The organism is Vicinamibacteria bacterium (genome assembly GCA_035570235.1).
Taxonomy (GTDB): domain Bacteria; phylum Acidobacteriota; class Vicinamibacteria; order Fen-336; family Fen-336; genus DATMML01.
Window position 1 is genome coordinate 26,884 of the sequence record DATMML010000071.1, and the last position, 11,831, is coordinate 38,714.

Consider the following 11,831-nt stretch of genomic DNA (forward strand, 5'->3'; position numbering starts at 1 on the left):
TTGTACAAGATACGCATGAGCTCCATCTAGAAAGGGCATGACCCATGGACGTGCGTCAGCTCGACATGTTCCGGGCCGTGGCCGAAGAGGGCAGCTTCACCCGGGCCGCGGAGCGCCTCCACGTCTCCCAGTCGGCGATCAGCCGCCAGATCAAGCTCCTGGAGGAGGAGCTGGGAGGGGTCCTGCTCCACCGGGGCGGGAAGCGGGTGGCCCTCACCCCCCCCGGAGAGTTGCTGCTGAAGACGGCCAACCGGGTCCACCGCGACCTGCAGGAGGTGGCCTCCCAGATCTCGGACACCCACGCCCTCCACCGCGGCACCCTGAGCCTGGCCGGAGGGATGACGGTCTGCATGCACATCCTCCCCCGCGTGCTCCGGAAGTACCTGCGCCTCTACAAGGAGGTGGACCTGCGGGTGGTCTCCGCAGCCACCGAGACCATCCTCCGCCTCATCCGGAACCACGAGGTGGACCTCGCCCTCTTGACCCTGCCCATCGTGGCCAAGGACCTGGAGGTGGTGCCGGTGCTCAAGGAGGAGATGGTGGTGGTCACCGCGCGCGGCCACCCCCTCTCCCGCGAGCGCACGATCGAGACCTCGCGTCTCGGCCGCTACCCCTGGATCCTCTACGAAGCCGGGTCTAACACCCGGAAGATCCTGGAGCAGTTCTTCCGGGAGGAGGAGATCCAGGTGGACGTGGCCATGGAGACGGAGAATGTGGAGATCATCAAGTCCATGGTGGCGGCCGGCCTCGGCATCACCCTCATCCCCTATGCCGCCATCGTCAAGGACGTGCGGCACGGGCGCTTTTCCTACGCGCGCGTCCGCGGGCGCCGCCTCTACCGGGAGACGGCCTGGGTCTACCTGAGGTCGGACTACGTGCCCCGGTCCATCACCGAGATGATGCGCGTCTTCGACCTCATGAAGGACCAGTTCGGGAGCAAGCCGCCGGGGGCCTGAGCGGGCGGGGGCGCCTGGCCCTCAGGGGCCGGTCGCCGGCCGGGCCGCCGCGAGCAAGCCCTGCCGGTCGTGGCCCAAGAGGTCACCGATCCGATCCAGGGTCACGTCCGCGGGGGGGTATCTCCCCACCTCCGCCGCGTCCAGGGCGTAGTGCCCCTGGCGCGGGAACACCGTCGTGACCCGCGAGCCCCACGCCTTCTTGACCGCGCTCAGGATGCGGATCTTGTCATCCACGAGCACGTAATGCTCGGCCGGGTAGCGCCCCTCCACGTCGTCCAGCTCGTGCTCCTTGTGCACGTAGATGAGCACCTTTCCCTCGAAGAGCTCGCCCAGCCCGGAGCGCTCGACCTTGCGGGGCTGGAAGACGACGTCGCCGTCGGAGAGGATGACCGCGGGCCCCCACTGCTGGCAGTGCATCACCGCGTCGAGCGAGTTCGGATAGAGCCGGTTCGCGAAGGGGTAGTTCACCAGGAAGCTCGAGACCGTGAAGAGGTGCGGGTCCCGGGGATGCTCGATCCGGTAGCGCTGGAGGGCGCCCAGGTAGTCGGCGTAGCCGAGCTCGACCCGGAGCTGCTCGAAGATCTCCCAGTAGCGCTGCTGACGCTCATGTCCGACCGCGCGCTCGAGGTGCCGCCTCAGGTCGGCGATGACCCGGTCGTTGTCGAGGAGGGTGTTGTCGACGTCGAACAGGAAGACCACCCCGGCCATGGCGAGCCCCACCTCCCCTCAGCTGTGGCCGCTGCCCAGCCGGGCCGCCGCCGACCGGTCCACGAGCCAGACCAGCCTTCCGCCCTCGGGACGGACGAGCTGCGCGGGGAGCTGGTCGGGTTCGCGCGGGCCCTCCAGGACCGCCTTCAAGGGCACGGCCTTGTCCGCCCCCGCCACCAGGAAGACGACGAGGGCGGCAGCGTTGAGGACGGGGGCGGTGAGGGTGATGCGGTGGGTGTAGAGCTTGCCGACCCAGTTCGCCACCACCAAACGTCGCTCCTCGTGGAGCGCCTTCGTGCCCGGGAAGAGAGAGGCGGTGTGCCCGTCGGGCCCCAGGCCCAGGTACACGAGGTCGAAGCGCGGGCGCTCCTCCCCCGTGAGGCGGAAGAATCCCTTGAGGGTCCGCTCGTAGGCGGCGGCCGCCGCCCCCGCGTCCTCCTCTTCCCCCGGGATCCGGTGCACGTTGGCGGGGGGGACCGGCACCCGCGAGAGCAGGGTCTCCCGGGCCATGCCGTAGTTGCTGTCGGGATGGTCGGGAGGCACCGGGCGCTCGTCGCCCCAGAAGAAGTGGATCGCGTCCCAGGGCAGCTGTGCGCGGTAGGGCTCGCCGGCCAGCAGCGAGAACAGGCTCCGGGGAGTGGAGCCCCCGGAGAGCACGACCCGGAACGCCCCCCCCGCCGCCACCGCTTCCAAGGCCCGCCCCCGAAACTCGTCCGCCCCGGCCCGCGCCAGCTCCGCCCCGTCCTCGACCACCCGGATCTCGGTCTTCATCGGGCGCACGACGCCGGGGCGTCCCTCACTCGATCTTCCGCCACTCCCGCTCGTCGCGCGCCAGGAGATCGTCCGCCTCCTTGGGCCCCCAGGAGCCGGCCGGGTAGTTGGGGAAGGAGCGAGGCTGCAGCGCCTTCCAGACGTCGAGGAGGGGCGTGATCACGTTCCAGCCCGCCTCCACCATGTCCGCGCGCTGGAAGAGGGTGGCGTCACCGATCATGCAGTCGTAAAGCAGCCGCTCGTAGCCAGTGCTGGGCGTGCTGCCGAAATAGTCGTTGTACTTGAAGTCCATGTCCACGGTGCCGACCTGCATGACGGGGCCGGGAATCTTGGCCCCGAAGCTCAGGGAGATGCCCTCGTCGGGCTGGATGTGGACGACCAGGCGGTTCCGGCGCAGACGCTCGACGGTGGTGTCGCGGAAGAGCAGGAAGGGCGCCCTCCGGAACTGGATGGCGATCTCGGTGACCCGCTTGGCCAGGCGCTTGCCCGTGCGCAGATAGAAGGGCACGCCCGCCCAGCGCCAGTTCTCGATCCCAAGCTTCAAGGCGACGAAGGTGTCGGTGGGGGAGTCGGGGGGCACGTTGGGCTCCTCCCGGTAACCGGGCACCCGCTCCTTGCCCACGTCACCTTCCCCGTACTGCCCCCGCACGGCCTGGGTCAGCACGTCCTCCGGGGTCAGGGGCTGGATCGCGCGCAGGACCTTGGCCTGCTCGTCGCGCACAGCGTCGGCCTGAAAGGAGATGGGCGGCTCCATGGCCGTGAGGGAGACGAGCTGGAAGAGGTGGTTGGGCACCATGTCGCGCAGGGCGCCGGCGCTGTCGTAGTAGCCACCCCGCTTCTCCACCCCCACCGTCTCCGCGGCCGTGATCTGCACGTGGTCGATGTAGCGGCGGTTCCAGATCGGCTCGTAGATCCCGTTGCCGAACCGGAACACCATGAGGTTCTGCACCGTCTCCTTGCCGAGGTAGTGGTCGATGCGGTAGATCTGGTGCTCGTCCAGGACCTGCTTGATCTCGGCGTTGAGGGCGCGCGCGCTGTCCAGGTCCCGGCCGAACGGCTTCTCGATGATCACCCGGCTCCACTGGTGGTTGTGCTCGGTGGTGAGGCCCGCGTGACCCAGCTGACACACGATCTCGCCGAAGAAGCGCGGGGCCACGGCCAGGTAGTAGAAACGGTTCCCCTGGGTCCCGTGTTCTTTCTCCACCGTGGCCAAGAGCTCCTTCAGGCGGGTGTACGCGCCCGCGTCCTGGAAGTCGGCCTTCAAGTAATAGATGCGGGGCAGGAGCCAGTTCACGGTCTCGGGCGGCACGGGGCTGGTGGCGAAGGTCTGGATGTCCCGGCCGACCTGCTCGCGGAAGGCCTCGGTGGTGATATCGCCCGAGGAGTAGCCGATCAGCGCGAATTGGGGCGAGAGCAGGTTCTCCCGGGCCAGGTTGCAGAGGGCGGGGATCAGCTTGCGCTTGGTGAGGTCGCCCGCGGCCCCGAAGATCACCATCACGCAGGGGGGCGCCACGTGGGTGGACGGGGGATCGGTCTCCGTCATCGCCTTGGCCATGGCTCGTCTCCCTTCAGTGAGGAGCCCTCAGGTGCGCCAGAGGGCGATGCCGCCCAGCAACCCGGCGACGTTGGGCACGATGCGGGCGTTGCGGGGCAGATCGACGGTGATCCGGCTGGCGTTGCCGCCGCCCAGGTACAGGGTGTCGTAGATGAAGAGGCGCTCCAGGGCCCCGATGGCCCGGACTAGGCGCTTGTTCCACTTCTTCTTGCCCACCTTCTTCAGGGCCTTGAGCCCCAGCTCCTCCTCGTACGTCCGGCCCTTCCACGCCTGGTGATGGGCCAGCTCCAGGTGGATCAGGCTTCCGTCCACGAAGAGGGCCGAGCCCAGACCCGTGCCCAGGGTGATCACGAGCTCGACCCCCTTGCCCTTGATGACGCCGTACCCCTGGATGTCGGCGTCGTTGCAGACCCGGGTCGGTCGGCCGAAGGCCTTGGCCAGGGCCTTGGCCAGGTCGACCCCGACCCATTTGGGATCGAGGTTGGGCGCGCTGCGGACCACGCCCTTGCGGACCACGCCCGGAAAGCCGACGGAGGCCCGCGCGAACTCCCCCTGCTCCCGGGCGAGGCCCACGATGGCTCCGATCAGCGCCGCGGGCGTGGCGGGATGGGGGGTGTCGACGCGGGTGCGCTCGGTCAGGGGCTTGCCCGCCTCGTCCAGCACGAGGGTCTTGATGCCGGTCCCCCCGATGTCCACGGCCAGGGTGCGCACGGGTCCCGCGGGATGCTCTGGAGAGCTGGACATGGCGGTTACCCCTCTCGCGGCTTCTCGGCGTGGCCGCCGAACTCGAAGCGCATGGCGGAGAGGAGCTTGTTGGCGAAGTCGCCCTCCCCCCTCGAGCTGAAGCGCTGGTAAAGGGCGGCGGAGAGCACGGGGGCGGGGGCGGACTCTTCTATGGCGGCCAGGATCGTCCAGCGCCCCTCGCCGGAATCGGAGACCTGGCCCGAGAAGGAGTTGAGGTCGGGCTGCTTGAGGAGGGCGAGGGCGGTGAGGTCCAGGAGCCAGGAGGCCACGACGCTGCCCCGGCGCCACACCTCCGTGATGTCGGAGAGGTTCAGCTCGTATTGGTAGTGCTCGGGATCCCGGAGGGGGGTGGTCTCGGCGTCCACGGCCCGCCCCTGCCGGCCGGCGTTGGCGTGGCGGAGGATGTTCAGGCCCTCGGCATAGGCGGCCATGAGTCCGTACTCGATCCCGTTGTGGACCATCTTCACGAAGTGGCCGGCTCCCGAGGGCCCGCAGTGCAGGTAGCCCTCCTCGGCGGTGCCCCCCACCTTCTCCCTTCCCGCCGTGCGATCGATTCCACCGCGGCCGGGGGCCAGGGTCTTGAAGATCGGATCCAGGCGCCGCACCACGTCCGTCTCGCCGCCGATCATCTGGCAATAGCCGCGCTCCAGCCCCCAGACGCCGCCGCTCGTCCCCACGTCCAGGTAGTGCAGGCCCCGGGCGGTCAGCTCCCGGGCCCTGCGGATGTCGTCGATGTAGTAGGAGTTGCCGCCGTCGATGATGATGTCGCCCTTCTGGAGCCGGCCCGCGAGGTCGGTGAGCGTCGCCTCCACGGCTGCGGCCGGCACCATCAGCCAGGCCGCGCGGGGCGGTTTCAGCTTGGCCACGAAATCGTCTAGGGAGTTCGCGCCCGTGGCCCCTTCCCCGGCCAGCCGCTTCACGTTGGCGGGGTCGCGGTCGAACACCACGCATTCGTGCCCGCCCTTCAGCAACCGGCGCACCATGTTGGCGCCCATGCGTCCCAGCCCGACCATCCCCAGCTGCATATGCTCCCTCTGCTCGGAGAAGCCCGGGCGCGGCTAGGCCAGGGCCCGATTGATGGCGGCGGCGAGAGTGGCCAGGCCCGCCGCCACGTCCTTGCCCAGGTGGACCCGCAGGGCTCGGCGCTCCCGCTCGGCCAGGACCTGGAAGTCCCCCCGTGCCTGCGCGGCCTTCACCACCCCGAAGGTGTATTTCTGGCCGGGCACCGGGAGGTCGAAGCCGTCCTCCGCGGTGAGCTGGAGGAAGACCCCGGAGTTGGGGCCCCCCTTGTAGGCCTGCCCGGTGGAGTGGAGGAAGCGGGGCCCGAAGCCGAGGCAAGTGGCCACCCGCTTGCGGTCGCGCACGGACATCCGAATGGCGGAGAGCGCGCGCTCGTGGGCGTCGTTCATCTCCAGGTAGGCGAGCAGCGCGAAGTAATCGCCGAGCCGGAGACGGTCCAAGTGGGCCTTCAGGTAGCCGGCGAGGGAGGGGCGGGCTCCGGCCGCGGGCTCGAGGGCGGCCGCGTTCCGGCCGTCCGTGAAGAGCCGGATGCCCCCTTCCTCGAAGAAGGGGCTCTCCTTGGGGAGGGCGCCCTTCTGCTCGTACTCCGTGGTCAGCTTCCGCGTGGCTACTTTGCTGGCCTCCACGTCCGGCTGATTGAAGGGGTTGAGGCCGAGGATGGAGCCGGCCACCGCGGTCGCGATCTCCCAGCGGAAGAACTCCTCCCCCAGGTCCCAGACCTCATCGACCGAGATGCGCACCACCGGGTGCCCGGCCCCCTCCAAGGCGGCCACCGCCGCGTCCTGCGCCGGGTCCGGCCCCGCCTCCAGCCGCAGGTAGGCGAAGAGGCGGTCCCCGCCGTAGACCCCGGGGGGGCCCGGTTCCTCGCTGTCCACCGGGATCAAGCCCTTGCCATCCTTGCCCGTGGACTCCGCCAGCAGCTGCTCCAGCCAGGCCCCGAGGTCGTGGATGCCGGGGGAAGCGATGATGGTGACCTTGTCGCGCCCGAACCGAGCCGCGGCCAGGCCCAGGATGGTGCCCAGCACCACCCCCGGGTTCTCCTCCACGGGAACGCTGGCCGCGCACGCGTGCACCATCTCCTCCGTTCGGTCCAGGAACTTGTGGACGTCCACACCCATCACCGCCGCCGGCACCAGCCCGAAATCGGAGAGCGCGGAGTAGCGCCCGCCGATGCTGGCCAGGCCATAGAAGATGTGGCGGAAGCGGTCGCGCTCGGCCACGTGCTGCATCTGGGAGCCGGGGTCGGTGATGGCCATGAAGCGGTTGCCCACCTCACCCTCGCCCACCGCCTGCTTGACGCGCTCGAAGAAGTACTGCTTGAAGATGTTCGGCTCCAGGGTGCCCCCGGACTTGCTGGACACGATGAAGAGGGTGTGGGAGAGATCGATCTTGGCCTCGAAGGCCTTTATCTGGGCGGGGTCGGTGGAGTCGAGGACGTGGAGCTCGGGGTAGCCGGGGATCCGGCCGAAGGTCATCTTCATGACTTCCGGACAGAGGGTCGAGCCGCCCATGCCGAGGAGCAGGACGTGGGTGAAGCCGGCGAGGCGCACCTCTTCCCCGATCGCCGCTAGATGCGGGAACCGGGCGTGCTGGTCCTCGGTGATGCCCAGCCAGCCGAGCCAGTTGCCCTCGTCCGTGCCCATCCAGAGCGACGCATCGCGGGCCCAGAGCCTCCGCGCCTTGCCCTCCCGTCCCCACTCCTCGAGGGAGGCCCGTACCGCCGCGGCCAAGGCATCGGGCAGACGCGCGGTCTGGCGGTTGATCTTGGCCTTCCCCGGCTCCTGGCTGTACTTGCCCACCGCCAGGATCAGCTTGTCGAAGGCATCCGCGAAGATCGTGACCCCGTCCGCGAGCAGCTTGTCCGTCACCTGCTCCATCGAGATGCCCGCCGCGGGCAGGCTCTCCATGGTCGCGTGAGCGGCGTCCAGGTCCTCGGTCAGGCTCGCCCGCAACCGCCCATGGTCGCGGAACGCGTCGAAGGTGGCGGGGGGGATGGTGTCCACGGTGTCGGGCCCGATGAGCTCCTCTACGTACATCACGTCGCGGTAGCGGGGGTTCTTGGTGCTGGTGCTGGCCCAGAGGACGCGCTGGGTCTGGGCCCCGCGGGCGGAGAGGGCCTGCCAGCGGGGACCGCTGAAGATCTCGAGGTACTTTTGGTAGGTCACCTTGGCGTTCGCGATCGCGACCTTGCCGACCAGGCCCGCGAGGAGCGCCTGCTGCGCGGGCGGGGGGGAGCCCTTGAGCCGCTCGCCGATGAGGGCGTCCACCGCGGAGTCGATGCGGCTGATGAAGAAGCTGGCCACGCTCGCAACCCGGCTCACATCGCCGCCCCGCGCGGCCAAGGCCTCGAGGCCGGCCAGGTAGGCGGCCGCTACCCGCGCGTAAGCGACCTGGGAGAAGAGAAGGGTGACGTTGATGTTGATCCCCTCCCCGATCAGCTCCTGGAGGGCGGGTATTCCTTCGGGGGTGGCGGGGACCTTGACCATGAGGTTCTCGCGCCCCACCTCCTTCCACAACCGGCGCGCCTCCGCCAGCGTGCCCGCCGTGTTGTGGGCCAGGAGGGGGGAGACCTCCAGGCTGACGTAGCCGTCCCGTCGCCGCGACTGCTCGTAGACGGGGCGCAGGAGGTCGGCCGCGTCCTGAATGTCGCGCACCGCGATCTTCTCGTAGAGGGCCGGGGGATCGAGGTGCCGGGAATCGGGGGCCTCCAGAAGGTCCTTGTAGTCGTTGCTGCCCGCGATGGCCTTCTCGAAGATGGCGGGGTTGGAGGTCATCCCGCGCAGGCCATCCTCGTCGAGCAGACGCTTCAGCTCGCCCCCCGTGATGAGGCTGCGCCGGATGTAGTCGAGCCAGACCGACTGTCCGTAGTCCAGCAGGGCCCGCAAGGGATTCTTCACCGCTTCGGACACGGCATCCTCCTTCAGGCTCTCGGGGGGCCGGAAAAGCGCGTCTCCATGGCCTCCACTTTGGCCAGCCGGCGCCGATGGCGCTCCTCGTTCGTGAAGCGGGCGGCCAGGAAGGCCCGGACCAGTTCGCGGGCCAACTCCGGACCGATGACGCGCGAGCCCAGGACGAGCACGTTCATGTCGTCGTGCTCCACCCCCTGGTGCGCGGAGTAGGTGTCGTGACAGAGGCCGGCCCGGATGCCCCGGACCTTGTTCGCCGCCACCGAAGCCCCCACCCCGCTCCCGCAGATCACGATCCCGCGCTCCGCTCGGCCCTCGATGACGGCACGCCCCACCGCCTCCGCAAAGTCCGGGTAGTCCACCGGCTGCAGGTCGTGGGTCCCCAGGTCGAGGGCCTCATGGCCCAGCTCCGCGAGCAGCGAGAGGACCTTCTCCTTCAACTCGAAGCCGGCGTGATCGGCGCCCAGAGCGAGCCGCATGCTCAGCCGCCCGCAGCGAGAAGCTGCGCCTTGGCCGCCTGGTAAACCAGTTCCGGAGTGAAGCCAAAGGCTTTCTGGAGCTCCTTGAGGGGGGCGGAGGCCCCGAAGGTGCGCATCCCGACCATCTGCCCGCGCAGTCCGACGTAGCGCGCCCAGCCCAAGGTGGAGGCGAGCTCCACGGAGACGCGGGCCGTGACCGCGGGCGGGATGACCTCCTCCCGATAGTTCAGGGGCTGTTGCTCGAAGAGCTCCCAGGACGGCATGCTCACCACGCGGGCCTTCACGCCCTCCGTCTTGAGCCTCTCGTAGACCTCGACCGCCAGGCCGACCTCGGTGCCGGTGGCGAGCAGGAGCAAGTCGGGCTTGCCCCCCGGGGCGTCGGCCAGGACGTAGGCGCCCCTCTCCAGGCCGGCGGCGGAGGCGTAGCGGGTCCGGTCCAAGGTGGGCATGGCCTGCCGGCTCAAGACCAGGGCCGCGGGCTGGTGATGGAACTTCATGATGACCTTCCAGGCCTCGACCACCTCGTTGGCGTCGCCCGGTCGGAGCACGACTAGGTGGGGCACGGCCCGCAGGGAGATCAGCTGTTCGATCGGCTGGTGGGTCGGCCCGTCTTCCCCGACCCCGATGGAGTCGTGCGTGAAGATGTGGATGACCGGGATCTCCATGATGGCGGAGAGGCGGATGGCCCCCCGCTCGTAGTCGCTGAAGATCAGAAAGCCGGAGCCGTAGGGCCGCACCTTGCTCAAGGAGAGGCCGCTCAAGACCGCCCCCATCGCGTGCTCGCGCACCCCGAAGTGGAAGTTGCGGCCCCCGTAGCTACCGGCCTCGAAGTCCCCCGCCCCCTCGAAGGTCAGGCGGGTCTTGGTGGAGGGGGCGAGGTCGGCGGAGCCGCCGATCAGCCATGGGATGTTGCGGGCGAGGGCGTTCAGGACTTTGGCGGAGGCGTCGCGCCCGGCCACTCCCTTGGCGTCGGGGGCGAACGCGGGAAGGTCCCGGTCCCAGCCGAGAGGCAGCTCGCGGCGCTGCATCCGCTCGATCTCGTCGGCGAGGGCGGGCGCCTGAGCGCGGTATTCCTTGAAGCGGGCCTCCCAGGCCTCGCGCAGGCCCCGGCCCCGGGCGCCGATGCCGCTCTGGAAGTGCTCGCGCACCCCTTCCGGCACCAGGAACTTCGCGTCCTCCGGCCAGCCGTAGTTCCTCTTGGTGAGCCGGATCTCCTCCTCCCCCAGGGGCTCCCCGTGGGCGGCGGAGGTGTCCTGCTTGTTGGGGGCCCCGTAGGCGATGTGGCTGTCGACGATGATGAGGGTGGGCCGGTCGGCGGTCGCGCCCGCGGTCCGGAACGCGCGCTCCAGCATCTCCAGGTCGTTGGCGTCGCCCACCCGGGTCACGTTCCAGCCGTAGGCCATGAAGCGCGTGGCCACGTCCTCGCTGAAGGCCCAGTCGGTGTGCCCCTCGATCGTGATCTTGTTGTTGTCGTAGATCCAGCAGAGGTTGCCGAGCTTGAGGTGCCCGGCCAGGGAGGCGGCCTCGCTGGAGATGCCCTCCATCATGCAGCCGTCGCCGGCCAGGGCGTAGACCCGGAAGCCAAAAAGCTCGAAGGAAGGGCGGTTGTAGCGCGCGGCCAGCCACTTGCTCGCGATGGCCATGCCCACGCTTGTGGCCACGCCCTGCCCGAGGGGTCCGGTCGTGGTCTCCACGCCCGAGGTCCAGCGGTACTCGGGATGGCCGGGGCAGCGGCTCCCGAGCTGGCGGAAGGTCTTGATGTCGTCGAGGGAGACCGAGGGCTTGCCCACGATCTCGTATACGGGGTTGACAGCCTTCACCCCCGTCAGGTGGAGCAGGGCATAGAGCAGCATGGAGGCGTGGCCTTCGGAGAGCACGAAGCGGTCTCGGTCGGGCCAGATGGGATCCTCGGGGTCGAAGCGGAGGAAGCGCTGCCACAGGCAGTAGGCCACGGGGGCCATGCCCATGGGTGTGCCCGGATGGCCGGAGTTGGCCTGCTGGATGGCGTCGATGGCGAGGGTGCGGATGGTGTTGACGCAGAGGGAGTCGATGTTCGTGGCGGTCATATCCCTCTCCGGGCTCGTCCCTACGGCGGCCAGCCCACCCCGGCCCCCGGTGACGAGAGGATTCTATGCCAAGGCCGGCGGTTTCGGGGGAGGGCTAGAGAGGCGCCGCCCGCAGGGCATCGATGGCCCGGCGCGCGCGGGCCCGACGCTCCTCCCAGCCGCCCCGGATGTCCAGGTAGCGCGCGCCCCCGGCCTCGAGCGCCTTCCGGAAAAGGGCGTGCATCTCCTCGCGCCGGTCCGGGATATCGCGAAAGAGTCCGTCGGCGACCCAGGGAACATCGGGGTGCTGGAGAAGGTAGAGGTGGGCGCGGCGCTCGCGGGCCGCCGCCTCCACCCAGGGGGGGCAATCCCCGTAGTAGTGCCGGCTGTACACCACGGTGCTGAGGAGGTCGGTGTCCAGGATCAAGAGACGATTCGCCCGCGGGACCGCCTCCTCCTCGGCCGCGATCACCGCGCGCGCAATCGCCTCCACGTCCGCGTAGACGAGGGGCGCGCCCTTCCTGTCCAAGTAGACCCGGCTCTGCTCGGGCACCCAGACCGTCCGATAGTGCTCCGCGAGCTCGGAGGCGAGGGTGGTCTTGCCCGTGCACTCCGAGCCTGTGAGCACGACACGGAGCAAGGCCTCG

General features: G+C 69.5%; 10 protein-coding genes. 1 reads left to right on the forward strand and 9 read right to left on the reverse strand.

Going from position 1 to position 11,831, the window contains the following annotated elements; all coding sequences use genetic code 11:
* Positions 1-44: 44 nt before the first annotated feature.
* On the forward strand, positions 45-956 hold the full coding sequence (locus tag VN461_12590; GenBank protein HXB55618.1) for a LysR family transcriptional regulator: 912 nt from the start codon (positions 45-47) through the stop codon (positions 954-956).
* Positions 957-977: 21 nt separating this feature from the next.
* On the opposite strand, the gene VN461_12595 is transcribed toward VN461_12590, so the two are convergent.
* The 9 genes from VN461_12595 to VN461_12635 all read right to left on the reverse strand — a co-directional run.
* Entirely contained in the window at positions 978-1,664 is a 687-nt protein-coding gene (locus VN461_12595; GenBank protein HXB55619.1) for an HAD family hydrolase, read from the reverse strand.
* Between the two features lie 18 nt (positions 1,665-1,682).
* Positions 1,683-2,435: a 6-phosphogluconolactonase gene (gene pgl, locus VN461_12600; protein ID HXB55620.1), complete on the reverse strand. Its 753-nt coding sequence runs from the start codon at positions 2,433-2,435 to the stop codon at positions 1,683-1,685.
* 25 nt (positions 2,436-2,460) lie between these two features.
* Positions 2,461-3,990 (reverse strand): glucose-6-phosphate dehydrogenase, encoded by a 1,530-nt coding sequence (zwf, locus tag VN461_12605; GenBank protein HXB55621.1) that lies wholly within the window; start codon positions 3,988-3,990, stop codon positions 2,461-2,463.
* 27 nt (positions 3,991-4,017) lie between these two features.
* Positions 4,018-4,734: an ROK family protein gene (locus VN461_12610; GenBank protein HXB55622.1), complete on the reverse strand. Its 717-nt coding sequence runs from the start codon at positions 4,732-4,734 to the stop codon at positions 4,018-4,020.
* A gap of 5 nt (positions 4,735-4,739) precedes the next feature.
* Entirely contained in the window at positions 4,740-5,759 is a 1,020-nt protein-coding gene (gene gnd / locus VN461_12615; GenBank protein ID HXB55623.1) for a decarboxylating 6-phosphogluconate dehydrogenase, read from the reverse strand.
* A 33-nt stretch (positions 5,760-5,792) separates the two neighbouring features.
* A complete protein-coding gene (locus VN461_12620; GenBank protein HXB55624.1) occupies positions 5,793-8,663 on the reverse strand; it encodes a bifunctional transaldolase/phosoglucose isomerase in 2,871 nt (956 codons plus the stop codon).
* 11 nt (positions 8,664-8,674) lie between these two features.
* A complete protein-coding gene (gene rpiB, locus VN461_12625) occupies positions 8,675-9,139 on the reverse strand; it encodes a ribose 5-phosphate isomerase B (protein HXB55625.1) in 465 nt (154 codons plus the stop codon).
* A gap of 2 nt (positions 9,140-9,141) precedes the next feature.
* Positions 9,142-11,205 carry a transketolase gene (gene tkt, locus VN461_12630; GenBank protein ID HXB55626.1) on the reverse strand — a complete coding sequence of 688 codons (2,064 nt, stop codon included), beginning with the start codon at positions 11,203-11,205 and terminating at the stop codon, positions 9,142-9,144.
* A 94-nt stretch (positions 11,206-11,299) separates the two neighbouring features.
* Positions 11,300-11,831 (reverse strand): ATP-binding protein (locus VN461_12635; protein HXB55627.1); only part of this gene is annotated, 532 nt, incomplete at its 5' end.

Excerpts from the sequence above, each read along its gene's own strand:
- VN461_12590 (HXB55618.1), top strand. The coding sequence starts at position 45 with ATGGACGTGCGTCAGCTCGACATGTTCCGGGCCGTGGCCGAAGAGGGC.
- VN461_12595 (HXB55619.1), bottom strand. The coding sequence starts at position 1,664 with ATGGCCGGGGTGGTCTTCCTGTTCGACGTCGACAACACCCTCCTCGAC.
- tkt (HXB55626.1), bottom strand. The coding sequence starts at position 11,205 with ATGACCGCCACGAACATCGACTCCCTCTGCGTCAACACCATCCGCACC.
- rpiB (HXB55625.1), bottom strand. The coding sequence starts at position 9,139 with ATGCGGCTCGCTCTGGGCGCCGATCACGCCGGCTTCGAGTTGAAGGAG.
- VN461_12610 (HXB55622.1), bottom strand. The coding sequence starts at position 4,734 with ATGTCCAGCTCTCCAGAGCATCCCGCGGGACCCGTGCGCACCCTGGCC.
- zwf (HXB55621.1), bottom strand. The coding sequence starts at position 3,990 with ATGGCCAAGGCGATGACGGAGACCGATCCCCCGTCCACCCACGTGGCG.
- gnd (HXB55623.1), bottom strand. The coding sequence starts at position 5,759 with ATGCAGCTGGGGATGGTCGGGCTGGGACGCATGGGCGCCAACATGGTG.
- pgl (HXB55620.1), bottom strand. The coding sequence starts at position 2,435 with ATGAAGACCGAGATCCGGGTGGTCGAGGACGGGGCGGAGCTGGCGCGG.